Origin of the sequence: Polyangium fumosum (assembly GCF_005144585.1) — a bacterium.
GTDB lineage: Bacteria > Myxococcota_A > Polyangia > Polyangiales > Polyangiaceae > Polyangium > Polyangium fumosum.
In genome coordinates this window covers 102,021-127,451 of sequence record NZ_SSMQ01000033.1, presented here as the reverse complement: position 1 = coordinate 127,451, position 25,431 = coordinate 102,021, and the positions used below count along the sequence as shown (strand labels likewise).

The window sequence follows — 25,431 nt, the reverse complement described above, 5'->3', positions numbered from 1 at the left end:
TGGATTGGCGTGGCCGTGGTGGCGTTTTTGGTGTTGTTCGCGGTGAATCCGTCGCTCGCGCTCACCATTTTGTGGTTCCTCATGCGCGGAGGTCGCGGAGGAGGAGGCGGCGGCGGGGATGGCGGCGCGGCCGGGGCAGAAGGTGCAGGCGGCATCAGCGGGAACACCTGCGCCCGCGTCTTCTCCTCGTCGTCGTCGGCCATCAGCCGATCGAAGGCGCCGCCCAGGAAGTCGTCGATCTCGCGCTCGCCCGCGCCCTCGGCAGGGGCGGTTGCCTCCTCCTCCTCCTGGACCTCCTCGACGTCGGCCTCCTCGATGACCTCGGCGTCGTCGATGACGATCGCGTCCGGCTCGATGTTCGCGTCGATCGGCACGAGGGCGCGGATGTGGCCGAGCAGCTCGCCGATGGCGATCGGCTTGTGCACGTAGTCCTCGGCGCGCGTGCGGAGCTTTCGGTGCTGCTCGAACGTCTCGTCGGTCGACTCGCTCGACATGATGACGAGCGGCACGTCCTTGAGCTGCGGATCCTTCTTCAGCTTGTTGCACACCGAGAAGCCGTTCATGCGCGGCAGCTCGATGGAGAGGAGGATCAGGTCCGGTCTGTCGTTCGCGGCGAGCGAAAGCCCGGCGTTGCCGTCGTCGACGACATGCACGGTGCAGCCGAGACGCCCGAGCTCGGTACGGAGCTCTCCGGCAAACGCGTGATCGCTCTCGAATACGAGGACTTTGGTCATGTTTCAGGCCGTTTCGACAGGCTCGGGGCCTTTCGAGCCAAGATATCGATCTCGTTCGAGGACTGTCAAACTCCGCTCAGCGCTCAGAACCGCCCGACGAGCGAGACGGTCCCCGGGCCCACGACGATCCGCGCCGACGCCTCGTCCTTCGCCTTCTTCGGCGCGAGCGCCCAGATCCCGACCGCCGCGCCCGCCGCGAGCCCCGCGCCGATCCACGCCCCGAGCGCGAGGCCATCGAAGGTGCGCACGCTGTCGATGCGATCCCCGCCACACTGCACCCGCTTTTGACACTCGATCGCGCCCGCCTCGGCATGCGCGCCCGCCAGAAGGTACGCCGCCACGCCGCCGCCGAGGAACGCGACCGCCGCGCCCCCCGCGATCCACGTACCGAGCGGGACGACACTCCCCGTCGAGGCCGAAGCGCCCGAGGTGGGAAGCCCCGGAAAGGTGATCTCGACCGTCAGCTTGGCCTCGTCCTCGGCCTCGACCTTCTTCGAAAACGGGTCGTATCCCGGCGCCTTCGCCTCGATCTGGTGCGCGCCGGGATCCACCGGCACGGGCGCGCGGAGGCTCGTCTCCGGGAGGGCCTCGCCGTCGATCGTCACGACGACGCCGGTGACGCCCGCGGGGAGCTTCAGCCGGATCGTGGGGATACGCGGCTCGATCTCCTTGCGTTTTTTCTCGATGGCCTCGCGGCGCGCCTTGTCCTTTTGCGCCTCCGCGATCTCTTCCCCGTGCTTCCACGTGGCCACCGCCATGCGCAGCTTGCCCATCGTCGCCTGGCAATCGCCGAGCGCGAGCAGCGCCTCGCCCGTCTCGTGGATCGCGATCGCTTGCTCCAGCATCGGGATCGCGTCGTTGCAGCGCCCCGCCTTCGCCTCGACGACGGCGTCCCTCACCATCTCCTTGGCGAGCTGCACCTCGGGCTTGCTCGGCTCCTTCGCGCGCGCCGCGGGCGCGCCGAGCGCGAGCGCGGCGCCGAGCGGGATCCCCCACGGGACCTTCACGAGGCCGCCGTGCCTCCCGGCGCGAAATGGCCCGGCGCCTCGTCGCCGAAGCAGATGCCCATCTCGCGCGCGGTCGTCACCGTGTCGCCGTCGAGGTCGACCGTCTTCGTGCGCCCCGCGGTCTCGGCGAGCGGGATGAGCTCCACGCGATGGCAACGCAGCGCGACCATCCCGCTCTCGCAGCCCTGCACGAGGAACCGCACGGCCCCCGCGCCGAAGCGCAGCGCGAGCAGCCGATCGAAGGTCGTGGGCCCGCCGCCGCGCTGCAGGTGACCGAGCACCATCGAGCGCGTCTCCTTGCCCGTGCGCGCGGCGATCTCCTTGGCCACGCGCTCGGCCACGCCGCCGAGCACGACCACGCGCCGGAACTCGTCGCCCGCGTCGCGCACGGTCAGGTCGCCGCCTTTCGGACACGCCCCCTCGGCCGCCACGAGGATCGAGAAGCGCCGCCCGCGCGACTCGCGCTGGAGCACCTTCTGCACGATGGACTCGTAGGAGAACGGGATCTCCGGGATCAGGATCGCGTCCGCGCCGCCCGCGATCCCGGACCGCAGCGCGATCCAGCCCGTGTGCCGCCCCATCACCTCCACGACCATGACGCGCTCGTGCGCCTCCGTCGTCGAGTGCAGCCTGTCGATCGCCTCCGTCGCGATCGACACCGCCGTGTCGAAGCCGAACGTCAGCTCCGTGCCGTAGACGTCGTTGTCGATCGTCTTCGGCACGCCCACGACGAGCGGCAAGCCGCGCTCGAGCAGCGCGTTCGCGATCCGCATCGAGCCGTCGCCGCCGACCGCGACGAGCGCGTCGAAGCCCTCGCGGCGGAAGCGCTCGACGAGCTCGCCCGAGCGATCCTTGGGGACGACCTTGTCGCCCTCCTGCGTCGGGTAGTGGAACGGATCGCCACGGTTCGCCGTGCCGAGGATCGTCCCGCCGAGGTGCATGATCCCGCGCACGGCGTCGCGATCGAGCCGCACGAGGCCGCCGGGTTCGTCCTCGAGCAGCCCGCGGTAGCCATGTTTGATGCCCCAGACCTCGATGCCCCGCTCGATGGCGGCGAGCGTGACGGAGCGGAGCACGGCGTTCAGCCCGGGCGCGTCGCCGCCCCCGGTGTTGATGGCGATCTTCCGAATGGTGCGCGGCATCCCGACGGGAGGATCGCGGTCATCGGCCCGTTTGGCAAGGGGTCGACGCGAGCGTCGCCGCCCTCGCCTCACGCAAGCCGGACCAGGTGAGCCCTAGCCCCGCCGCGATGACCAGCGCCGAGCCCGCGAGCCCGATCGGATCCTCGCGCTCCCCGAGCACCCCCATCGCCGCGACGTGCGTCAGGACGACGCCGAGGTAACTCCACACCCCCACGCGAGCCGCACGATCGAGCGCGTACGCGCGCGTCATCGCGATCTGCGCGAACGCCCCGCTCGCGCCCGTGCCGAGCAGGAAGAGCGCGCCTTCGAGGTCCGGCACGCGCAGCGTCGGCAGCGCCACGACCGAGAGCGTCACGCCCGCCACGAGCGAGAAGTGCGTGACGATCGCCTCGGGGCTCTCGCGCGGCGTACCCGACCGACCCGTGCCCAGGCGGCGCAGCCAGATCATGGCGAGCGCGCTCGCGACCGCGCCGAGCAACGAGACCAGCGAGAGCCGGCCGGAGAGCCGGAAGCTCGGGCCGGCGACGAGCGCCACGCCGGCGAACGCGACCGTCGTTGCAACCCAAACGATCCGGCCGCTCCGCTCGCCGAGCAACCACGGCGCCAGGATCGCGATGAAGATCGGCGACGTCGCGCCGAGCGTCACGGCATCGCCGAGCGCGATCGCCGGCGCGCCGAGCGTGTAGAACGTGCAGATCATCGCGACCGTCCCGCAGATCGATCGGGCCCACGCCGTCCGCCGGTCGTGGATCACGAGCGGGGCGCCGCGCATCCGCGCGATCGCGATGGCGACCGCGGCCCCGAGCACCGCGCGCGCCGCGGCGACCTCCGACCACGGGAGCCGCTGCGCGCCGAGGCGCGTGCAGACGCCCATGATCGTGAACAGGACCTGCGCGGTGACCATCCACGCGAGCGCCTCCCGCGGGCCCCGCGTGGCCTCCGGGGCGCTCCTGTCTCGGCCCCCTGGCTCGACGCGGTTCACGCGCGCCCCGTACCACGCGACAAGCTTCCATGCCCGCGCCCCGCGCCGAACCGTAGGTCGTCCCTGTGCGCGCTGGCCCTCCGTGATATGAATCGTCACGTTTGGGACGAACCTTACCTACGCAGGAGATCCGCATGACCCCGAAAGCCCGCAGCGCTTCGACCGACGCCGGCTCCGTGCCCGCGCTCTCGCCCCTCGCCGCGTTCGCCCTCGCGCACGCCGACGGCACCCGGACCGTCGCGGACCTCGCCGACCTCGCGGCCGCCACTGGAGCCGAAGGGGGGACGCGCGACGCGATCTTCCGCGCGCTCGACGAGCTCGCCGATCTCGGCCTGCTCGAAGCGCGCGTGACGCCGCCTGCCGGTGGTCCTCGGGTGTGCCGCGTCCCGACGGTCGAGAGCGCGCCGGCCCTCGGCGTCTCCCCGGGCATGCCGCTCTCGGCCTCCGACGACGACACCGCGCGGAAGAACCAGGAGGAGCGGGAGAAGCGGCAGGGCGAGCAGAGCGACAAGAAGGTCGGCAAGGACAAGGGCGACAAGGACAAGAGCGCCCGCGGCGGCGAGCAGAGCGACAAACGCAGCGGCGAGCAGAGCGACAAGCGCGCCTGAGGCGCGCGCCGCCCTACCGCCCTCCCCCTCGCTCCGCTTTTCGCACGAGCCAATCGATCATCGCGCCCCCCACGTCGTGCCCACCGACGAGCCGGGCCCGCGCGAAGTAACAAGGAAAGTTCACTTCCAGCACGTAATGGCGTCCGCTCGCATGTTCGAGCACGTCCACGCCGCCGAGCTCGACGTCGAGCGCCGCCGTCGCGGCCACGGCGCTCGCCAAGATCTCGGGCGCGGGCGGCGCCTGGTAATCGGCCGGATCGTCGGTCGCGTGGGTCCGGAAATCGTCCTCGTCCGTTCGATTGCGCCAGAAGCCCACGACGCGGTCCCCCACGACGATGCAGCGGTGGTGCGTCGCGTCCGGGATGTAAGCCGAGAGCACGGGCATCCGGCCTGACGCGCGCGCGTGATCCATCGTGGAGAACAGCCCCGCCAGGCTGTCGATGCGCAAGACCCCGACGCCCCCCGACCCGCCGGCGAACTTCATCACGATCGGCAGGCCGCCGAGATCGTCCACGTACCGCCGCAAGATCCCCCGGTTCGTCGTGTTCCCCCATATCCATCGCGGCACCGAGATCCCGCGCCGCTCGAGGACCGCGCAATCGGGGCCGATCTCCCGAAAGACGCCGTCCGCCTCCCGATGAAACGTCACGACGCCCGGCCCGCAAAGCGCCTGCTCGACGCGCACGGCCGCCGTCGAGACGGCCGGCCGGAAGAGCAAGGTCCCCGGCGGGAGCGGCCCGGCCGCCGTGAAATCGAAATCCGCCGCCTGCACCTCCTCGTAGACGACCCCGCGCGCCGCGCAGGCCTCCCGAAGCACGCGGATCGTCGCCTCGGGCACGCCGTCGTTCACGCAGACGAACCGCCGCGAAGCAGCCTCCTCCCGCGCCGGCGCCTCGTCGGCCACGACGCCCGCGCGGGCCGCCTCGACGGGGGCATACACGAAATACGTGATCGTCGCCTTTTCGCCCTCGCGGAGCGTGTTCGACTGGTGGAGCGCGGCGCGGTCGACGCTCCCGTCGGCCCGGTGGTTGAACCAGAGCGCGAGCCGCCCTTTTTGCGCGGCGACGGCCCTCGGATGCGGCTCGGCGCGCGGGAAAAACGTCTCGCCCCCGACCGCCGCGTCCGTGAGATACACGATCGCGGTCGCCACGAGGCGCGCGCCGCCGATCGTGTATTCGTCGAGGTGCGGCGGATGCGCGTCGCCCCGCGCGTACCGGCGAAACCGGAACGTCGGCTCCTCGAGCGTGCAGGAAAACCCGAGCACCGCCTCGATCCGCGCCGCGATCGCCGCGAGGACGGGGTCGGCCTCGACCGGCAGCTCGCTCGACACGCCCGTCTCGTTCGCCTGCCACGGGAGCCCCCGGCGGGTGAGCGCGTCGCGATCCCCGTACGAGGCGAGCACGTGGCGCACCTCCTCGTCGGAGGCGAAGCCCTCCTGCACGTAGAGGCGCGGCGCCTCGGAGAGGCGCCGCATCGGCGACGGGGCGGGGTGCATGGGCCCGACAGCACCGCGCGGCGCGGGCGCTGTCAAGCCCGGTCGAGGCTCACCGCACGGGGAGCGCGGCGAACCGCGTGACCTTGCCGCGGCGGATCTTGGCGACCGCCACGGTGCCGGGCTTCAGCTTGCCGAGCGTGGCTTCGAGCGCCTTGCCGTCACGCACGGGCGTGCCGTTCACCTCGAGCAGCACGTCGCCCGGCGACAGCTCGCTCTCGCCGTCCGTCACCCGATCGACGCGCACGCCGCCGCCCCCGAGATCCGAGAACTGGAAGCCGAACTTGTTCGCCGACGTGGCCGGCGCCTTCGGCCCGCGCGTGGGCTTCGCGTCGTCGTCGCCGCCGTCGACGTCGCCCAGTTGATCGAGCTTCGCCGTCACCTCGACCGGCTTGCCGCCACGCAAGAGCGAGACCTTGATCGTCGTGCCCGGCGCATGCCGCGCCACCTTGCGGGGCAGATCCTCGGCGTGGTGGATCGGCGTGCCGTTCACCGCGACGACGATGTCGCCGGGCTTGATGCCCGCGCGCGCCGCCGCGCCGCCCGGCTCGAGATCCGAGACGAGCGCGCCCTTCGGCGTATCCATGCCAAACGCCTTGCCGAGGTCGGCCGTGAGCGGCTGGAAGAGCACGCCGAGCTTGCCGCGCTCGACATGACCCTTCTCGCGGAGCTGCGGCAGGATGTCCTTCAGCGCGTCGACCGGCGTCGCGAAGCCGATGCCGTTCGCGCCGGCGCGGATGGCCGTGTTGATGCCGATCACCTCGCCCTTCCAGTTGAACAGCGGGCCGCCGCTGTTGCCCGGGTTGATGCTCGCGTCGGTCTGGATGAAATCGTCGTACGGGCCGGCGCCGATCGAGCGGGCCTTGGCGCTCACGATCCCGAGCGTCACCGTGTGCCCGAGCCCGAAGGGATTGCCGACCGCGAGCACGTGCTCGCCGACGCGCAGCGCCTCGCTCGACCCGAGCGCCGCCGTCGGGAGGCCACTCGCGCCGCGCAGCTTGAGCAGCGCGAGATCGAGCTTGGGATCCCGCCCGACGATGTCGGCCGCGAACTCGCGCTCGTCCGCGAGGCGCACCTTCACCTCGTCCGCGCCCTCGATCACGTGCGCATTCGTCACGATGAACCCTTCCGCGTCGATGATGAACCCGGTGCCGAGCGCGGTGCGCGCGAGCGAGCGCCCCGGGCTCCGGGGCGAACGCTCCCCACCCCCGCCGCCCCCTTGGGGCCCGAAGAAGAAGTCGAAAGGATCGATTCCGCCGAAGCCCGGACCCCCGGAGGCGGCGGCGACCTTCTGCGTCGTCGTGATGTTGACGACCACAGGGGTCGTGCGCTGGGCGAGGTCGGCGACGTCGAACGTCGCGGGCACGGGCGCGGGCGCGGACGCGGGCGCGGCCGTGAACCCCGCGGCGGCCTCGGCCGATACCTGCTGCGCGATCTCTTGGGTAGAGGGCGGCGGCGGCGTCGCATGGGCCTCGTGCCCGCAACCGGCGGAGCCGAGCATTCCCGTGGCGAGCAAAAGGGCGAGCGCCGAGCGCGCTACGAATGAAGACGCACGCTGGGACGAACGGACGGACATCATGAATTCTCCCCTCGAACCTCCGGGCGAGCGAACCAGCCGAGGCTCCACTTCATTCCGAGCCTAACGGATGTATCGCGATACCCCGTCGCGCAACCCCTCGTCATGCGGTTTGGACGATCGCGCCTCTCCCGGATCCGCTGTCCCCTGCCGGAGCGCTCTGGTAGGGTGCGTCGCCGGAAGGGACACGATGAACGATCTGCGCAAGCGCATGGAAGGGCGGCGAATCGGATTTGTGGGCGGCGGGAGCATGGCGTCCGCGCTCATCCGAGGGCTCCTGCATTCGGCCACGGTCACGGCCGCCCAGATCCGGGCGAGCGATCTGAAGGAGCAGCGGCTCGCCGAGCTGCGCCAGACCTACGGAATCGAGACCACGGACGACAACGAGGGCCTCGTCCGCTGGGCCGACGTCGTCGTCATCGCCGTGAAGCCGCAGATCGTCGACCGCATCCTCGGCGCCGTCGCCGCCGGCCTGAACGAGGGCGACGTCGTCATCTCCGTCGCCGCCGGCGTGCCGATCGAGGCCATCGAGGCGCGCCTCCCCGACCGCGCGCGCGTCATTCGCTCGATGCCGAACACCGCGGCGATCGCGCTCGCAGGCGCCACGGCGATCGCGCCCGGCTCGCACGCCACGAAAGACGACCTCGAGGTCGCCCGCGCGCTCTTCGAGGCCGTCGGCCGCTGCGTGGTGCTCGACGAAACGCTGATCGACGCCGTCACAGGCCTCTCGGGCAGCGGCCCCGCCTACGTGATGCTGATGATCGAGGCCCTCGCGGACGGCGGCGTGAAGGTCGGCCTCGGCCGCGACACCGCGCTCCTGCTCGCCGCGCAGACCGTCTACGGCGCCGCCAAGCTCCAGCTCGAAACAGGCGAACACCCGGGCAGGCTCAAGGACATGGTCACGAGCCCCGGCGGCACGGCCATCGCCGGCCTGCACACGCTCGAAGCCGGCGGCCTGCGCCGCACGCTCATCGACGCCGTCGAAGCCGCCACGAACCGCGCCATCGAGCTCGGCGAGCAGATGGCCAAAAAGCTCCGCCGCTAGCAGCCTGTGGACTTATCTGCTGCGCGCCCCGAATCGTCGGTCGACATCGCTCGAAATCCTTCAGGATTCCTCGCTCCGTCGCCCTAGCTTCGGGGCGCTCGCGACGATAATTCCACAGGCTGCTAACCCATTCCGTCCCCCCACCGATCGAGCGGACCAGCCCTTCGGCCGTGCTCTTGCTCGTCCGCACGGCATGTCTCCGCCGTGCTCGGTGCATTTCCCCCCGCGGACCCATTCTCCAGGCCTTGACGATCCCCGCCGGAGGAGCTGTCATACCAGGATCATGCATTCTCGCCTTTCGCTCGGCTTATCCCTGCTTTCGCTGGCCTTCTCCCTCAGCGCGTGCGGCGGCACGGAAGATCAGGGCGGCAGCGCCCTCACGAAGCCGTCGTTCGCATATCCGCTCGACGACGTCCTGCGCCTCCACCACGTGCAAGCAAAGGCCACGCACAACAGCTTCCACGTGGCGAACCCCGATCTCTCGGGGCCCGAGTACGCCGTGGACCACGCGCCACTCGACGTGCAGCTCGCCGAGCAAGGCGTCCGCAGCGTCGAGCTCGACCTCCGTTACGACGAGGCGCTCGGCGACTACAAGGTCGCCCACGTGCCCTTCCTCGACGAAGGGAGCACCTGCGCGACATTCCAAGAATGCCTCGGCGTCATGAAGCGCTGGTCCGACGCCCATCCAGCCCACCTGCCCTTCACAATCCTGCTCGACCTCAAGGACCTCGCGCCCAGCGCCGACACCATCGAAGCCTCTTTCGGCACCCTGCACGAGGTCATCCTCGGCGTGTGGCCCCAAAAGCGAATCGTGACGCCCGACGAGGTGCAAGGCGATCACGCGACACTCGGCGAAGCCGTAAAAACCGAGGGCTGGCCAACGCTCGGCAAGCTACGCGGCCGCGTGATCTTCACGATGTACAACCTGAACGACGGATTCGGCACAGCCTATTCCCGCGGAGGGACGAGCCTCGCAGGCCGGCTCGCCTTCACCCGCACCGTCCCCACCGATCCCCACGCCGCCTGGACCCTCTACGACGACCCCACCGTGACAAAGGTGCTCATCGACGAAGCCGCAGCCGCAAACATGCTCGTCCGCACACGCGCCGAAATCGACCTCGACGCAGCCCTCGCCGGCGAAACAGCCCTACGAGACGCCGCCCTCGCCAGCGCCGCACATTTCATCACGACCGATTACCCCGCGCCGATCGACGGCTCCACCTATCACGTGGACATCAAAGGCGGCACCCCCGCACGCTGCAATCCGGTGACAGCGCCCGCGGAGTGCACGTCCGAAGCGATCGAAGATCCCGCGTTCATGAAGCCGTGAGGGCTATCCTCGGGAGGCGCGGAGCTGGGGCGTTGCCCCAGGCCCCACCCGGGGCTGTCCGCCCCGGGACCCGGACCAGCGAGGCGCTGGACCCAGGGTCGATGAACCGCGCCATGCGCAGTTCATCGAACGGCCAAGGCAAGACCGGCGGCGATGTTGCCCGTCGAGGCCGCGGCGCGGGGGGTTCTAGCGCTGACGGTGTCCGTCGTCGGCCTCTACCCGAGCGGCGATCCGCGGCCGTTGCGTCTCGGCATGCTCGACAGGCGACATCGGTTCTCGTCCTCGTCTGTTCAACGTCGCGACAAGCCACCTCGCCGCCCGTGGGACATCGGGGGCCAGCCGAACAAGGTTCGTCGGTGCGAGAGGGGCCATGTCCTGCCGCCGAACACGTGGGATGCGTGTTCCCAGGGGGAAGGTCGAGTGCGAAGACACGGACCGGCGGCAGCAGAGGGTCCTTGTCGAGCTGCCGAACACGCACCTTCCGCCATCGAGGGGGCTTGTCGCGGGGGCAGACCAGCGGGAGCCCAGGCCCACGTCAGGAGGCGGGCAGCGCCCCACGGTCGGTCACCCGCCACGGGCACCTGTCGCGCCGCCGAACACGCGCCGTCGACCCCCAAGGGCACGTGTTCGCCGCGCCGCGCCGCGGTTCACCGATAAAGGAACGTCACGCTCCGGTACCGCTCGAGCGTCTCCGGGAGGCCCGGACCGATCTCCAGGGCAATCTCCGCGCTCTTCTGGAAGTCGATCCTGTCTGTCAGGACGTGGAACCGGCACGCGCTCGTGCGCGCGGAGGGTGGCGTGACCACGGTGCCCCACCATTGCGCGAACGGCGAGGCGTGGGGGCCAGCCTCGAAGTAGAAGGCGCCGTTCAGGTAATCCTCGGTGCCCGTCCCGACGACGGACGTCACGCCATCGAGCACGGCGCGCTCGTCGCCTTCCAGGAAGTTGAGCGGCTCGTCGAAGAGGCTGCCGTCGCCGATCCCGCGGCCCTCCAGCATCAAGCACGTCCCGGCCCAGCGCCCGCGGCCCGTCACGCTCGCGAGCGGATGTTCGAGCCCCGGCGCAGGCGCCACGGTCTCGTTGCGGACGACGTGGAGGCGCCCGAAAGCCTCGCTCGGGACAGCCTTTTCGCCGCGGATCGAGAGGAAGAGCTCGACGGGCGCCGCCGCCGCGCTCGTCGCCGAGAAGACCGCCGCCTTCTGGAACGGCATCGGGAGCCGCAAGGCCAGGCGGACCGTGCCCCCGTCCTTCGACCCCGCGAGCACGAGGCTCGCATTTTCCGGCGGATCCAGCGTCGCCGCGAAGAGATCCGAGAAGGGCAACGAGAGGGCCGGCGCCGCGTCGTCGTCCCAGCGGACGGACAAGGTGACGTCGCGGAGCGCGGCGAGCTGCGCCTCGGCGACCTCGACGGACAAATGGTGAATGGTGGCGGGCCCTGAAATCTCGGCCAGCGAGGTCGTTTGCCCCGGCTCGATCGTCAGGGCCCCCGGCGCCACGAGCGGCTCGCCCGGGATCGCCCCCTCCGCCGTGGACGAGAGCACCGCGATCGCCTGATCCCGCGCGGCGAGGCGCGCCGCGGCCGCTTTGCGCGGCGCGGCCTCCGGGGAGAGGACCGCGCCTGCCTGGTGATAATAATATTCCAGCGGTCCCAGCCCATCCAGGGCAATCACAATTTTCTTGGCGAAGACCACGGGGTAATACCACGCGAGGTGGTTGCCCGGCCCGTCCCCGAACGGCGGCGCGAACATCTCCCCCGCCTTGCCGTCGATCACGTCGGCGAGCAGCTCCTCCACGACGGGGTTCGCCTCGTCGTCGACCCAGATCCGCAGCACCTCGTCGTTCGCGACGAGCCCGTTCCGGAGCGAGCTCGCCGTGAGCCAGAGCCGCGCGAGGTACCCCGAGCCCGAGAACCGCGAGAGCACGACGCCCCGCACGTACGGCTCGGGGCACGCGTCCTCGTCGTAAATCGGCGGGATGAGCTGGTTCTCGCTGATGGAGGCCTCGCGGCCGCGGCACACGAAATGGTTCATGTCGCGGTTTCCGCGCTCCACGAAATCGGCCGGCGCGGGCGCGCCGCTCAGGCGATCCTGGCTCCCCGTCTGGACGTATCGATCCTCGCCCAGGACGGGCAATGCCCCGAAATCCGCGAGCGCCTCGAGCGCGGCCTCGTCCGCGAGCTCTTCGCGCGTGCCCGGCGGCGGGGCCGGCACCAAGGGGCGCGGATCGTCGCTGCAACCGGCGACGGAAGCGACGGCAAGAACGAAAAGGAGGGTGCGTGCGCGGTGGATCGTGCGGCCCATCGTCCGTGCAATGTGTTCCGATGCCACGCCGGAGGCGAGCCTCTTTTTCGTGCGCGACACAGGTAAAAAGTCGGAACCCGCACTTCTCCGGGCGGCAGGGATGGGGCATCCTTCGAGCGCGCAATGGAATGGACCATCTCCGACACGATCCGCGTGGAAGACCTCCCGGCGGACGCCCTCGGCGCCACGACCGTGGGCGCAGCGCCGCCGCGGAGCCGGCCCGGGGACGCCGAGCCCCCGGTGCTGCCGCGCCTGTCGCTCTCGACCGGGGCGATCGAGGGCAAGCCGCCCGTGCTCTCCTCGCCGGGCGTCGACCTCACCCTCGTGCGGCAACTCGGGCAAGGCGGCATGGGGGCCGTCTACCTCGCCCATCAGCGCTCGCTCGATCGCCATGTCGCCGTAAAAATCCCGCACGACGACGCCCCCCGGAGCGCGTCGCTGGCGATCATTCGCGAAGGCCAGGTCGCCGGCGCGCTCGAACACCCGAACATCGTGCCGGTCCACGCGCTCGGGCTCGACGAGACCGGGCGGCCGATTCTGGTCATCAAGCGGATCGAGGGCGTCTCGTGGAGTGATCTGATCGCGGATCCGAGCCACGTGTTCTGGGAGCGCGCGAGCTTCGGCGCCGGAGCGCGCCTCGTCGCGCACCTCGACATCCTGATGCAGGTCTGCAATGCATTGCACTTCGCCCATACCCGCGGGATCGTCCACCGGGACATGAAGCCCGACAACGTGATGGTCGGCGAATTCGGCGAGGTGTACCTGCTCGATTGGGGCGTGGCGCGGAGGATCGATCCGACGCCGGGCCGGGAGGCCGAGCCGCTCGTCGGGACACCGGCCTACATGGCCCCGGAGATGGCCTGCGGCGAGCCCCACGAAATCGACGCGCGGACCGACGTCTACCTGCTCGGCGCGACGCTCCACGAGATCCTCACGGGCAGCCCGCCGCACGCGCGGCCGAGCCTCTACGACGCGCTCCTCTCGGCGAGCGCGGCGGCGCCGCAAGACTACCCGCCCGAGGCCCCGGACGAGCTCGTCGCGCTCTGCAATGCCGCCATGTCGCGCGCTCGGGACGAGCGCCCCCCGAGCGCCGCGGCGTTTCGCGAGCGCGTGGCCGACTTTTTACGTCATCGCTCCTCGCTCGGCATCACGAACGCGGCGCGCGAGCGCCTCGCGGCGCTGGAGGAGGCCATCCACAAGGGCGGGCCCGAGCTCGTGGCCAGCGCGGAGATCCTGGGCGGGCTCAGCGAATGCCGCTTTGGCTTCTTGCAGGCCCTGCGCGAATGGCCCGAGAGCACGCTCGCCAGGGAGGGCCTCACGCGGAGCCTCGCGCTCCTCGTCGAGCGCGAAATCGTCCTGGAGAACCCCGCGAATGCCCGCGCCCTGCTCGAGCGAATGGAAGGGGAGCACGCCACGCTCGAAGCGCGCGTCGCCGCGCTGGAGGGGAACCTCGAAGAGCGCCGGCGGCTCGCACGGAAGGCCGCGGAGATGGTCAAGGAGATGGATTCCAGCGTGGGCCGGGGCCCGCGGACGCTCTTCGTCAGCGCCGTGGTCGTGACCGGCGCGGTCGCGATGGGCGCCCTCTCGATCCGCGAGGCGAGCACACGTCGCCCCTCGCCCTGGGCCGACGTCCTCGTCTTCGATGCCGTGATCCTCTCGCTTTTCCTCGCTGGCCTGTTTTTCGGTCGCAAGCGGCTGCTCACGAACCTCTTCAACCGCCGGCTGCTCTTCACGGTCACGGCCTCCTTCGCCCTGAATGCCTTGCATGACGTGCTCTCCTACGTTCGTGGCGAGCACGTCTGGACCTCGGGCGCGATGGGGCAGCTCATCATCGGCTCCTGCCTCGTGGTCACCGCGATCAACAGCACGCTCGTGCTCCTCTGGCCCGCGGCGATCCAGCTCGCGGGTGGCCTGCTCTCGCTCTACGTCCCCTGGGCGACGGGCGCGATCAGCACGATCGGCACCCTCGTCACGGCCGCGCTCGTCCTCGGGGCCTCGAAGCCGAGCGGCGCGGCGGAGACGGCTGGCGCGCGGCGCGACCCCGTGTAGAGTGCGCGCGCGTCTGATCTCATGAAGCTCCTCGCCATCAGCGATTTGCACGTCGGATTTCCCGACAATCGAGCCGCCGTCGCGTCCCTCGGCGCGCGGCCCGACGATTGGCTCATCCTCGGCGGAGATCTCGGCGAGACGTTCGAGCACGTACGATTCGTGCTGGATACACTCGCGCCGCGGTTCCGCAAGCTCGTGTGGGTGCCGGGCAACCACGAGCTCTACGTCGATCCCCACGCGCCGCCGAGCGAGCCACGCGGCGCGGCGCGGTATACGCGGTACGTCGAGCTCTGCCGCGAGCGGGGCGTGCTCACGCCGGAGGATCCGTATCCCGTGTGGGAGGGCGAAGGCGGGCCGCACCTCCTCGTGCCCATGTTCCTGCTCTACGATTACACGTTCCGCCCGGATCACGTGCCCGTGCACGAGGCCGTCGACTGGGCCGCGGAGCAGGGCATCGCCGCAGCGGACGAGTTCTTCCTCGATCCCGCGCCGTTTCCGAGCCGCCCCGCGTGGTGCCACGCGCGCGTGGCCGAGACCGAGGCGCGCCTGCGCGCCGCGCCCGCGATGCCGAAGGTGCTCATCAACCATTTCCCGCTGCGCCAGGATCTCGTGTTCTTGCCGCGCGTGCCGCGCTTCTCGCCTTGGTGCGGCACGCGAAAAACCACGGATTGGCACGTCCGCTTCGACGCACGTGTCGTCGTGCAGGGGCATTTGCACGTCCGGAGGACGGTGCACGTCGACGGCGTCCGCTTCGAGGAGGTCTCGTTCGGATACCCGCGCGAGCGCCGGAGCGACCGCTTGATCGACACCTACGTGAAGCAGATCCTCCCGACGCCGGAGCCCACGCTTTGAGCCTCCTTTCCTTGCCGCCGGGCGCCGCGCACCTCTGGTACGTCGATCCCGACGCGGTCGACGACTGGTACCTGCGCGCGGCCTACCATTCTGTCATGTCCCCCGAGGAGGCCCGGCAGCAGGCGCGTTTTCGGTTCCTCGAGGGCCGGCACGAATACCTCGTCACGCGCGCGCTCGTCCGCGCCGTGCTCAGCGCATATTCGCCCGTCCTCCCGCGCGACTGGGTCTTCGTGCGCAACGGCCACGGCCGCCCGGAGGTCGCGGGGCCGAAGGGCGCGCCGCGGCTCCGCTTCAACCTCTCGAACACGCGTGGCCTCGTCGCTTGCCTCGTCGCGCAGGGCCGCGAGGTCGGCCTCGACGTCGAGGACACCCACCGGCGCGGCGAGACCGTGAGCATCGCCGACCGCTTCTTCTCCCCGTTCGAGTCCGCCTCGTTACGCCGGCTGCCCGCGCATCGTCAACGGGATCGATTCTTCGATTACTGGACGCTCAAGGAGGCCTACATCAAGGCGCGCGGCATGGGCCTCGCCATCCCGCTCGATCATTTTTCGTATCACCTCGACGAGGGCGGCCCCATTCGAATCAGCTTCGAGCCCGAGCTCCGGGACGACCCGTCGCGCTGGCAGTTCTCGCTCACCTCGCTCGGCGGACGGCACCGCGTGGCGACCGCGATCGAGCGCAGGCCGGGCGAGGGAACAATCGCCGTCGAGATGTTTCGGTGTCTTCCGTTCGAGGACGTGCCGCCGAAGGCCTGACGTTCGGCCCAAGGACGGCCGGGCCTCGCGCGTCCCCCTCGGGACAAGGAGGCTCCGATGGCCGACGGATCCCGTTTTCCGCAGCTCGCTCCCCCGTTCGCGATCGCCGGCGCCGCCGCCGGCTGGCTCTCCGCGGGCCTGCTCGCGAACCCGCTCGTCGGCGTCACGTACGACGAGGTCAAACCCCTCGCGGCCCTCGGCACCACGCTCATCGGCGCCGCCACCGGCGTGCTCCTGAAGAAGCTTTGCCTCGGGTGGCGGTATGGGTACGAGATCGAAGCCCCCGACCCGGAGACGCGCTCGCGGACGGACCGGATCGGGTACCACGTCTTCCTCGTGCTCCTCGCGGGCGCCGCGGCCGGCGCGCTCGTCGCGGGCCTCGACGGCGCGCAGGGCGGCACGCTCGGCGGCGCCGTGAGCGGGGCCGTTTCCGCGGTCCTCTTCTTGCCCGTTTGCCTGCTCGTCCTCGCGTCCGCGCGCCGCGCGCAGCGGGCCCGCCTCGGCTCGATCGTCGCGGGCAGCGATCGCCGCGCCGTGTGGGGGATCCTCGCGGCCGCCCTCTCCGCGGCCACGTTGCTCGCGGCCCTCGATTGGCCCGCGGCGCGGATGGACGAGGTCGAACCACCCTTCCCGGCGCTCTTCATCCTGCTCGCGACAGCCCTCGTGACGCTCGTCGTCCTCGCCGCCGACCTTCGCGCTTTGAAGCGGGCGCAAGTGGCGCTCGCGCCGGGGCTCCAGGCCGACGAGGAGGGCATCGCGCCGCTCGTGGATCCCTCGGTTCCACGTGTCGATCTCGGCCTCGGCGACGACATCGCTTCACGCCTCGCGCGGAGCGCCGCTGCGTATCGAGGCCGCGATCGCGCCGTCGAGCTCGTGCAGGGCAATCCCGCGCAGGCCCTCGGCGCGCTGCGCCGCGCGGTTCGGCGTGGGGTGACGAGTTTGGCGCTGATGGGCGTGATCCTGGGCGCGCACGGCCTCGCCCATGCGCGCTTCGTGACAGAGCTTTACGTGCAATTCCGGTGCGACACGATGTGGCCGGCGTACACCTGCCAGAACGACGCGTTCCAGGCTATCCAGCAGGCTCGGTAGCGGTCGCCGCCGCCCCGCCTTCACCCAGCCACGAGAGCAGCAGCGTGTTGAAGTGATCCGCCTGGGCGAGCGTGACATCGTGCCCCGCGTTCGGCACGAGCTCCGTCTGGATGTGCGGCGCGACGCGCTTCACCCGCGCAATCGCGTCCTTCGCCGAATAAATCGTCTCGTTTTCCCCCACGATCAGATACGTCGGCCGGGGCAACGCCTGGAGCTCCTCGTCACCGAGCACCGTCGGCTGCGTCATGGGCTTCCACGCAAAGGATCGCGCCGCCAGGTAGGAGTCTCCGCTCACCTCCTCGACGAGCTTCCGGCCCACCTCGCCCTGCGCCGCCGTGTCCGCGAGCATCCATTGCATGAAGCTCCGCGTGAGCCACGGGATGGGCAGGGCGGTCAAGATGGCGCGCGCCATCCATTTCCCTAGGATGGGCAGCACGGTGTTCGCCGGCGCGACGAGCACGAGGCCTCGCACCCGCTGGGGATATCGCAGCCCATACTGGCTCGCGATCCACCCGCCGTACGAGAGCCCCGCGAGCGCGAAATCCGACCGGATCCCGAGCCCCGTCGCGACCTCGTCGACCCATTTCGCGTAGTCGGCTCCATCCTTCGCGGGCCTCGAATAGACGCTCCGGCCGCAATCGTGAATGCCGTCGACGGCGAAGACCTCGAACCGCTCGGCGAGCCTCGCGATGTTCGGCCCCCATTGGAGCGAGCTGCCCGAGACCCCATGCAGGAGCACGAGCGGCGGGGCGCCCGCGCGTCCGCTCACCCGGACGAACGTGCGCCCGAGCGACGTATCGACCTCGCGGCCTTCGCAGGGGACGGGCCAGCGCGCGGCGCGCTCGTCGTAGCGGGCGAGGAACCGCGCGCGGGCCTCGGCGGAGCGGAACGGGTGAAACGCGGGGAAGCTCATCTCAGGACACCCGCGAGGCGATCCGGCGCCGCACCTCGGCGACGAACGCGTCCGGATCCTCGACCGAGACATACAACGTCTCGGCCGGCACGCGCAGGAGCACGCGCATCGGCAAGGCCGGCGCGAGGCGGATGCGCACCACGTCGTCGTACGACCCGACGACCGCGACGGTATCGACGAAATTGGTGCGCCAACCGAGCCCGCCGAGCAGCGGCCAGCGCGCGCGCTCGACCGAGGTGACGCGCGAGAGCGGGATCCGCTCGTCGAAGAGCCAGCCGAAACGAACGTGAATCTCGTCGCCTTTGATGTCGACGTACGATCGCTCGGCCGTTCCGCCGAATACGGAGAGGAGGGGCTTGACCCAGGTGCTACGTCGGATCTCGGTTCGCATGGGGCCTCACGATGGCCATCGATTCCACGCGACGCAAGGCGGCATGTGACGATTCTACCTCGAAATGACCACGGCCGTCGTGGGCCCGTTCTCGGGGGCACCTGCGCCCGCGGCGCCCTGCCAGCCGGGGGGCACGGGCGGGTCGGTCCAATGAAACAGCGTTTCGGCGTCGATCGGCGAGAGGTTCACGCAGCCGGCGCTCGTCGGCTCGCCGAAGCGCTCGTGCCAGTAGGCCGCGTGGAGCGCGAAGGGCGGGTGGAAGTACTGCGTGTGGGGGACGTCGGCGATCCAGAACGAGCGGTCCTCGCCCTTTTCGGGCGACATCGTGGCCGCCTTGTCCTTGAACGTCACGTAAAACGTCCCGGTCGGCGTCGTGCTCGCCTTCACGTTGTCGATCCCCTTCACCGGCACGCCGCCCGATCCCGGCGAAATGAGCGTGGCAAACACGGGCTTGAGCCCCTCGTACGCGACGAGCGTGCCTTGCGTGATCCGCACGTGCACCCATTTCGTCCCTTCGCGCACGCCGAACGGCAGCTTCGGCCGCGGCTCGACCACGGTCGCATCGGATTGCTCCACCCACACGGGCTGCCCGCCCTCGCGCTCCTTCGTTTCGAGGTACGTGGCCCCCGCGTGCTGCGTGGACTGGCCGGTGAGCATCACATACGAGCGCGCCGGGAACGACGTCCCCGTGCGCTCCAAGGCGCCGTCCGGGAGCTTGCGCCATTTCGCGCGCGGCGATTTGCGGAACCAGGCGAGGGGCAAGGAGACGTCGTCGCCGAGGCGGACGCCGTGGAAGGTGCTCGGGCGGAACGGGCGCACGCGGTCGGCGGGCACGACCGTGAGGTCCACCGAGAGCAGGAACGTGCGTCCCTCGGCGGCGAACGCCTTCGTGTACGAGAGCATGGATCCATGCGGAATGTTCTGCCGCACGAGATCGAATCGACCCGGACGCACCATTTTGCCGCCTTCGAGGAACACGGGCAGCGGGTCGGCGGGCGTGATCGGCTGGGGCGCGGCGAGGTCCTCGTGGGCGGAGAGGAACTTGGAGAGCGGCTCGAACTCGCCGGCGGGGCCGAGGAGCCGCTCGATGCGCGCCTGCTCGCGCGGCGTGGGCACGCGGTTGTACATGGGCGCGCCATTGGAGATGGCGTATTTGTAGGGGAAGGGCCCGGCCACGGGCAACGTCGCGTCGAACGCGGGGCGGACCTCGGGCGGAGGCTCGCGCGAGACGAGGGGGTCGTTGCAGACGTACCCGCGCGGCTCGATCGCCCAGAACCCCCGCGCGCACCCCGCGCCGCGCACGGGCTCCGGCTTTTTCAAGGCGACCGATTCACCGACCCGGATGTACCCGAGGTAGCGCTCGCCCTTTTTCTCGGGCGTGGGGAAAATCCAGGGAATGCCCTCGACGGCATACAGGCGCGGGCCGGGAGGAGCCGCCGGCGCGGGGTGGGCAATGGGAGCGGGAGCGGAAGCGGAAGCGGAAGCGGAAGCGGCAGCGGAAGCGGAAGCGGAAGCGGCAGCGGGAGCGGGAGCGGGAGCGGAAGCGGAAACGGCAGCGGAAACGGCAGCGGGCGCGGTTGCGGCCACGGCGACCGGCGCCTCCCGCGGCGGCGCGAGCGCGGGCTCCGCCGGACCACATCCGACCGCGAGCACGAACGGTGCGAGAAGGTAGCCGCGCATCCTGCCCCCCAGCTATGCCCCGGATTCGCCCGCCGGCGCAACTCCGCCGCGCCGAAAAACCCGTAGCATCGCTCCACGCTCCATGGCTCCGCAGCGCCGCACCCTCCCCCCGCCCTCCACCATCCGCCCCCCGAAGGCCCCGAGCCACCTGCAGGCCGAGCTGCTCGCCGCCGCCTGGGAAGCCTTCTCCGCGCTCCTCTTCGTCTGGACCGTCGTCCCCGACGCCCTCTCCGCGGCCCTGCCTTTCGCCATCACCATCGGCGTCGTCTCCCTCTCCCTCTCCGCCCTCGCCGGCCCGGCCCTCGTCCGCCGCGGCCCCCGGGGCCTCTTCGTCGCCGCCCTCGTCCGCACGCTCTCCTGGCCCCTCGCGGTCAGCCCCCTCGTCCCGCACATCGGCTCCCGCGTCCTCTTCGCCGCCGCCGGCTTCGGCCTCATGGCCGGCGGCATCCGTCGCGCCTTCTATCGCCGCCTGATCCCCGAGGAGACGACGACCGCCGCGCTCGGCCAAACCGCCCCCGCCGAAACCTCCACCGACATCGGCAACCTCCGCGACAAACTCGCCGAGTCCGCCATGGTCGCCGGCATCGTCGGCGGCCACACCCTCATGCTCTTTTGCGTCGCCTTCCTCCGCACGCAGAGCCCCGTCCTCTTCAAGGCCTGGCTCGAATTCGTCCCGGCGCTCGCCCTCGTCGGCACCATCGGCTTCACGTTCGCCATCCGCCCCGCCACCCGCCGCGTCGCCCGCGCCCTCGCCGCCGGCCCGACCGGCGACCGCGCCCTTCACGAGCGCGCCCTCGCCCAGGCCGAGGCCTTGCCGAGCACCCTCTCCTACCTGAACTTCACCGTCTGGTCGGCCTTCATCACCATCGGCGTCTTTTATGCCCGACCCGGCCGCGCCGCCTGGTCCCTCGCCGACGGCCTCACGCAGATCTGCCTCGGCATTCTCTTCGCGTTTGGCGTCTCTTTTTATCAGCGCGCCTGGGACCGCGACACCGTCGCGCCCATCCTCGAACGGCTGCGGGCCTGGACCGGCTCCGGCGTGGCCATGCTCGCCGAGCCCCTCAACCTGCGCCGCCGCATGCTGCGCGATTTCGGCCTGCCGCTCCTCTTCACCACCACGCTCTCCCTCTTCGCCTCCGTCGGCCTCTACCGGGCCCTCTCCGTCGGCAGCGACCTGCGCCAGGACGTCGACGCCATCGCCGCCCTCATCGCCGCGTTCGGCACCATGATCGTCGCCGCGCTCGGCGTCGTGGCCCGCGCCGCGCGTGAGCTCAGCCGCCCCCTCGCCGTGCTCGCCGGGGCCGCCGATCGCGTGGCCGGCGGCGCGCTCGACGCGGCGGCGCCGCCCGTCACTGGGCCCGTGGAGGTCGTCGGGCTCGGCGAGAGCATCGAGCGCATGCGCGTCCGCCTCGCCGGCACCATCGCCGAGCTCGAACGCGAGCGCGCCGGCCTCGAAGAAAACGTCGCCGCTCGTACGGCCGAGCTCACGAAGACCCTCGACGAGCTCCGCCGCGCCCAGGCCGCCCTCGTCCAGGGCGAGCGCCTCGCCTCGATCGGCGAGCTCTTCGCCGGTGTCGCGCACGAAATCTACAACCCGCTCACGGCCATCGCGGGCGCCGCTGCGCCCCTCGAGCGCCTCTCCTCCGAACTCGGCCAGACCCTCGCCGCCTTCCGCGCGGCCTTGCCCGAGCTCTCTGCGGCGCGCAGGCACGAACTCGAATGCACCATGAAGGAGCTCGACGTCGACGCCGCCCTCGAAGACCTCGTCGGCATCTCGCACCTGCTCCGCCGCGCCAGCGACCGCGCGGTCCGCATCGTCGGCAACCTGAAGAGTTTCTCCCGGTCGCCCGGCGAGGTCGTGCCCACGGACCTCGTCGCCGGCATCGAGGAGACCCTCGTCCTGCTCGGCCGGCGCCTGCGCGACGCCGGCATCGAGGTCGAAAAGCGGTACGGCGACGTGCCCGAGGTCCTCTGCCGCTCGGGCGAGATGAGCCAGGTGTGCATGAACCTGCTCGTCAATGCCATTCAGGCCCTCGAGACCGACCAGCGCCCCAACAAACCGACGCCTCGGATCCTCATCGAGGCCCGCCGCGACGGCGGGGCGGCCCTCGTCGCCGTCAGCGACAATGGCCCGGGCGTCCCCGACGACCTCGCGAGCCGCATCTTCGAGCCCTTCTTCACGACGAAGCCCCGCGGCCAGGGTACCGGCCTCGGTTTGTCCATCTCGGGGGACATCGCCCGGCGGCACGGCGGCGCGCTCACCCTGGAGCGCGCAGACAACGGCGGCGCGCGATTCGTGTGTCGGATCCCGCTGGCCTGAATCAGATCCCCAGCATCCAGACGCTGCCATCCCGGCAAACCACCACCAGCTTGTCGTCCCCTGCCGGCTGCATCGCCACCGGCGCCGGGCAAAGCCGCTCGCTCGCGAGCGCCACATTCCCATCCGGCCGCGCCACCCCCACCCGCCCATTGTGCCGCGCGAACGCCACGCGCCCCTCGGCATCCACGAGCAGCGCCGGGCTCGACCTCGCATCCGCCGGCGCATTGAAAAACCCCGTCGCCGCCGCGGTCCCCGGCGCCGCCGCCGGATCCGGCCCCGTCGGCTGCGCTCCTTTGTCCAGCACCATCCGCAGCCGCTCGTTGCCTGCCGCGTCGATCCCGAAGAGCAACCCCGTCGACGTCGTCACCATCGCGAACCCGCGCGGATGGATCGCCACCGGCTCGTCGTACGTCCCGAGCCCCACGTCCCCGGCCCGCACGTGCGTGAGCCCCGTCTTCAGGTCGAGCCCCACGAGGCTCTTCCCACCCACCACCGCGAGAAGCGTCCGCCCGCCTTCGAGCGCGGCCCCGCGCCGCAGCGGCCCGCCGAACGTCCCGACCTTCTTCGGCGGGTTCGGCGGCCGGAACACGTACACCCCGCCCGCCTCGCCCGTCGCGATCGTCCCTTCCGGCCCCTCGATCAGCGCCCCCACCGCGCGCTCCGGCAAGCTCGCCCGCGCCCGCACCGCGCCGCTCGGATCGAGCTCCACCAGCGCTCGCCCCCCGATGACCACGCTTCCATCCGAACGCGAAAGCGGCGCCACGTCGAGGTCGCGGCCTCGTTGCCCGAGCGGCGTCGCGAAGCGCACCCGACCGTCGCGCCCGAGGCCCACCGCCGTGCCTGCGCTCGTCACGAGCAGGAGCGTCCCGTCGCTCGTCAGCACCGGCGGCGCGATGGCCGGCGCGCTGCCGAGCCGCGTCCGGAAGATCTCCTTGCCATCGGGCGCGTACGCGACCACCTCCGGCAGGGTCATGGCCACGTAGATCCGCCCCGACTCGTCCACGACCGGCGGCACCTCGATCGTGCCCCCGGCGTGCCTGCGCCACTTGTCGACCGGCGCCGACGGCAGCCGCGACTTGCTCTGCCCCGTGCGCCGCGCGTCCACCCGCTCGCTCGGCGCAAACCCGCGCGGCGGACCTACGACCACCGTGTACGGCCGCGTCGTATCGATCCCCTCCGCGCGCGCGCTCTCGTGCGCGGGCTGCGCCAAGAGCCCTGCCACCACGGCGAGCGCCGTCCCCAGGCGCGACGGTGTCTTCTTGCTCATCTCCGCTCTCCGGGCATCGTGAACGCCACCTGAATCTCGGGCACCACGCTGCTGCCCGGCGCGCTCCACGGCTTGCCGAGCTGACCATACGCCGTGATCACCTCGCCCGCCTTCGCCGGATTCGGAAACCCGTGCACGAGCCGCACGCGGCAAGGACTTTGCCCCTTCGGGCAGCCCTCCTTCACCGGCACGTCGAGCAAGAAGATCGTCTGGTGGTTCTGCGTCCGCGCGTCGACGATCTCGCCCGACACCACCGCGGGCTTGCCCACGTCGCTCGCCTGCGCCGCCGCGAACGCCGCGTAGCCGAGCGGTTTGTCTGCCATGAACTCGTGCGCCGCGGCTGCGAGCTTCTCCACGCGCCGCACCGCGATCGGCACGATCCGCGGCGCCATCCCCGGCGCCTTCGCGCGCACCTCGATGTTCGTCGATCCCACCGACGACACGCTCATCCGCTGCGCGAACGATCCATCCGCCGACACCTGGATCGGCTTGCCCGCGGCGAGCACCTCCGCGCCCTTCATCGTGCGCCCCGCGAGCACGAACGTCTCGCCCTCCACGATCACGCGCGCGCCCGGCGCGTCGATGTGCAGCGGCACGATCCCCACCGCGACGTCGACCGCGCCTTCTTCCCGCGCGCCGCCTTCCGTCTTCACGACGTACGGCACGCGCCGCTTCAAGGTCGCGGGTTCGTCGGCGGGGCCCGTGCAGTCCGAGGCCACGTCGATCACGTGCACCGCGGGCCCGTCCTTCACCGCCGCGGGCTTGCCGTCGATCGTGATCTCCGTCCCGCCCACGGCCTCCACCGCCACGTGCACGGACGGTTTTTCGTTGGCGAGCCCCGTGAGATCGGGCCGGAGCCGATAACTCACGTGCACCGTCACGCCCACCGACTCGTCGCGCCCGCTGCCGGGCCTGTCGAGCGACACCTTGAGCCGGTTCTCCCCGAGCGCGAGCGGCGCGGGCAGCGTCACGAGCGCCACGTGTTTCTTCACGTCCGCGCTCGCCGCGTGGATCTGCACCTTCGTGCCGTCGGGGCAACTCGGGCACTCGATCTCCACGGCCTCGCGCCCTTCGGGTGTCGCTTGGACGCGCGCCGTGAGCGGCGGCGGGCTCGTGTAGAGCACCGCGAAGACCCCGGCGAACACCACGAGCAAGCCCGCCGTGAGGATCACCGGCAGCGCGCGCCTTCGGTTCTTGCGCACGCGCTCACGTGGAATCTCGCCGCGTGGCTGCACGGGCGGCAGGACGAGGCGCTTGCGCGCGAGCTTGTCCCTGTCGCGGTCGCGGGCGGGCGGCCGCGCGTGGTTGGCGCCGCGGAGCCGCTCCATCACCTCGGGCACGATCGTCGCGCCGAGCTCGTGCGGCATCTCGCGCGCGCGTCCGGCCCGCGCGGGCTCGGCGCTCGGATCCGTCGCGCGGAGCGGCGCGATCCCCGGCCGCGCCACGCCGAGCAACGTGCCCTCCGCCGGCGGCGGCGCCTTGACCGCAGGCGAAGCGCCGGCCGCCGCGGCCTTCGGGGCGGCGACGCCGAGCAGCGTCTGCGCGGGGGCTTGCGCGGGCGTGGGCTTCGCGCCGGTCGACGGCGCGAGCGCGGGCATGCCGACGATCGTGCGGTTCTCGGGCGGCGGCGGGACGACGGGCTTCGCCGGGTTCTTCGCGCCGGGCATGACCCGCGTGGGCGCGTCGGGATCGACCTCCTGGGCCGCGTTCGGACCTTTGGCGAGGTCCGAGAGCGACACGCCCATCATCGTGCGCGCGACGGCGGCGCCTTTCTGCGCCGGCTCGAGCGTGGCCAGCGCGAAGCCGCACGCGCCACAGGTGGCGGCGCCGGGGCTTCTCTTGGTCCCGCACTCGGGGCAATGCATCACCGGCGGATACTACCGGTTAAGCTCGCCAGGG

General features: G+C 71.2%; 20 protein-coding genes. 8 read left to right on the top strand and 12 right to left on the bottom strand.

The annotated features are described in order from the left end of the window. The 4 genes from E8A74_RS28305 to E8A74_RS28290 all read right to left on the bottom strand — a co-directional run. The coding region (locus E8A74_RS28305; RefSeq protein ID WP_136932199.1) for a response regulator transcription factor at positions 1-734 on the bottom strand (734 nt) is incomplete at its 3' end. A gap of 83 nt (positions 735-817) precedes the next feature. Then, positions 818-1,741 carry a PEGA domain-containing protein gene (locus E8A74_RS28300; RefSeq protein WP_136932198.1) on the bottom strand — a complete coding sequence of 308 codons (924 nt, stop codon included), beginning with the start codon at positions 1,739-1,741 and terminating at the stop codon, positions 818-820. Beyond that, positions 1,738-2,883, bottom strand: coding sequence for a 6-phosphofructokinase (locus E8A74_RS28295; protein ID WP_136932197.1), 1,146 nt, complete (start codon positions 2,881-2,883; stop codon positions 1,738-1,740). The genes E8A74_RS28300 and E8A74_RS28295 overlap by 4 nt, the downstream gene beginning before the upstream one ends. A 19-nt stretch (positions 2,884-2,902) precedes the next feature. Then, positions 2,903-3,865, bottom strand: a complete 963-nt coding sequence (locus E8A74_RS28290) for a DMT family transporter (RefSeq protein ID WP_232379780.1) — start codon at positions 3,863-3,865, stop codon at positions 2,903-2,905. Positions 3,866-3,999: 134 nt separating this feature from the next. Between E8A74_RS28290 and E8A74_RS28285 the strand changes: the two genes are divergently transcribed. After that, positions 4,000-4,473, top strand: coding sequence for a hypothetical protein (locus E8A74_RS28285; protein ID WP_136932196.1), 474 nt, complete (start codon positions 4,000-4,002; stop codon positions 4,471-4,473). A 13-nt stretch (positions 4,474-4,486) separates the two neighbouring features. Here the strand turns inward: E8A74_RS28285 and E8A74_RS28280 are convergent, their stop codons facing one another. Continuing rightward, positions 4,487-5,968: a 2OG-Fe(II) oxygenase gene (locus E8A74_RS28280; protein ID WP_136932195.1), complete on the bottom strand. Its 1,482-nt coding sequence runs from the start codon at positions 5,966-5,968 to the stop codon at positions 4,487-4,489. Positions 5,969-6,017: 49 nt separating this feature from the next. Then, positions 6,018-7,544 carry a Do family serine endopeptidase gene (locus E8A74_RS28275; protein WP_232379779.1) on the bottom strand — a complete coding sequence of 509 codons (1,527 nt, stop codon included), beginning with the start codon at positions 7,542-7,544 and terminating at the stop codon, positions 6,018-6,020. 187 nt (positions 7,545-7,731) lie between these two features. Here E8A74_RS28275 and proC point away from each other — a divergent pair, with 187 nt between their 5' ends. Continuing rightward, positions 7,732-8,586 (top strand): pyrroline-5-carboxylate reductase, encoded by an 855-nt coding sequence (gene proC / locus E8A74_RS28270; protein ID WP_232379778.1) that lies wholly within the window; start codon positions 7,732-7,734, stop codon positions 8,584-8,586. Positions 8,587-8,869: 283 nt separating this feature from the next. Next, positions 8,870-9,916: a Ca2+-dependent phosphoinositide-specific phospholipase C gene (locus tag E8A74_RS28265; RefSeq protein ID WP_170229439.1), complete on the top strand. Its 1,047-nt coding sequence runs from the start codon at positions 8,870-8,872 to the stop codon at positions 9,914-9,916. Between the two features lie 647 nt (positions 9,917-10,563). Here the strand turns inward: E8A74_RS28265 and E8A74_RS28260 are convergent. After that, complete coding sequence (locus tag E8A74_RS28260; RefSeq protein WP_136932193.1) at positions 10,564-12,243, bottom strand: DUF2961 domain-containing protein; 1,680 nt, start codon at positions 12,241-12,243, stop codon at positions 10,564-10,566. A 96-nt stretch (positions 12,244-12,339) separates the two neighbouring features. Between E8A74_RS28260 and E8A74_RS28255 the strand changes: the two genes are divergently transcribed. The 4 genes from E8A74_RS28255 to E8A74_RS28240 are packed head-to-tail and all read left to right on the top strand — an operon-like array spanning position 12,340 to position 16,961. Next, a complete protein-coding gene (locus E8A74_RS28255) occupies positions 12,340-14,265 on the top strand; it encodes a serine/threonine-protein kinase (protein WP_136932192.1) in 1,926 nt (641 codons plus the stop codon). Between the two features lie 21 nt (positions 14,266-14,286). Further along, positions 14,287-15,117, top strand: a complete 831-nt coding sequence (locus E8A74_RS28250) for a metallophosphoesterase family protein (RefSeq protein WP_136932191.1) — start codon at positions 14,287-14,289, stop codon at positions 15,115-15,117. Continuing rightward, positions 15,114-15,872 (top strand): 4'-phosphopantetheinyl transferase family protein, encoded by a 759-nt coding sequence (locus tag E8A74_RS28245; RefSeq protein ID WP_136932190.1) that lies wholly within the window; start codon positions 15,114-15,116, stop codon positions 15,870-15,872. Before E8A74_RS28250 ends, E8A74_RS28245 begins: the two co-directional genes overlap by 4 nt. A 57-nt stretch (positions 15,873-15,929) precedes the next feature. Then, complete coding sequence (locus E8A74_RS28240; RefSeq protein WP_136932189.1) at positions 15,930-16,961, top strand: hypothetical protein; 1,032 nt, start codon at positions 15,930-15,932, stop codon at positions 16,959-16,961. Here E8A74_RS28240 and E8A74_RS28235 read toward each other — a convergent pair. The 3 genes from E8A74_RS28235 to E8A74_RS28225 are packed head-to-tail and all read right to left on the bottom strand — an operon-like array spanning position 16,942 to position 19,585. Next, complete coding sequence (locus E8A74_RS28235; protein ID WP_136932188.1) at positions 16,942-17,874, bottom strand: alpha/beta fold hydrolase; 933 nt, start codon at positions 17,872-17,874, stop codon at positions 16,942-16,944. The genes E8A74_RS28240 and E8A74_RS28235 overlap by 20 nt on opposite strands. Before the next feature lies 1 nt (position 17,875). Continuing rightward, on the bottom strand, positions 17,876-18,265 hold the full coding sequence (locus E8A74_RS28230) for a PH domain-containing protein (RefSeq protein ID WP_136932187.1): 390 nt from the start codon (positions 18,263-18,265) through the stop codon (positions 17,876-17,878). A 54-nt stretch (positions 18,266-18,319) separates the two neighbouring features. Then, positions 18,320-19,585 (bottom strand): L,D-transpeptidase, encoded by a 1,266-nt coding sequence (locus E8A74_RS28225; protein WP_170229438.1) that lies wholly within the window; start codon positions 19,583-19,585, stop codon positions 18,320-18,322. A gap of 442 nt (positions 19,586-20,027) precedes the next feature. Here E8A74_RS28225 and E8A74_RS28215 point away from each other — a divergent pair, with 442 nt between their 5' ends. Then, positions 20,028-22,265 (top strand): ATP-binding protein, encoded by a 2,238-nt coding sequence (locus E8A74_RS28215; protein WP_136932185.1) that lies wholly within the window; start codon positions 20,028-20,030, stop codon positions 22,263-22,265. Position 22,266: 1 nt separating this feature from the next. Here E8A74_RS28215 and E8A74_RS28210 read toward each other — a convergent pair whose 3' ends face one another. After that, a complete protein-coding gene (locus E8A74_RS28210) occupies positions 22,267-23,532 on the bottom strand; it encodes an outer membrane protein assembly factor BamB family protein (protein ID WP_136932184.1) in 1,266 nt (421 codons plus the stop codon). Next, on the bottom strand, positions 23,529-25,397 hold the full coding sequence (locus E8A74_RS28205) for a zinc ribbon domain-containing protein (protein ID WP_136932183.1): 1,869 nt from the start codon (positions 25,395-25,397) through the stop codon (positions 23,529-23,531). Before E8A74_RS28205 ends, E8A74_RS28210 begins: the two co-directional genes overlap by 4 nt. Positions 25,398-25,431 lie beyond the last annotated feature (34 nt).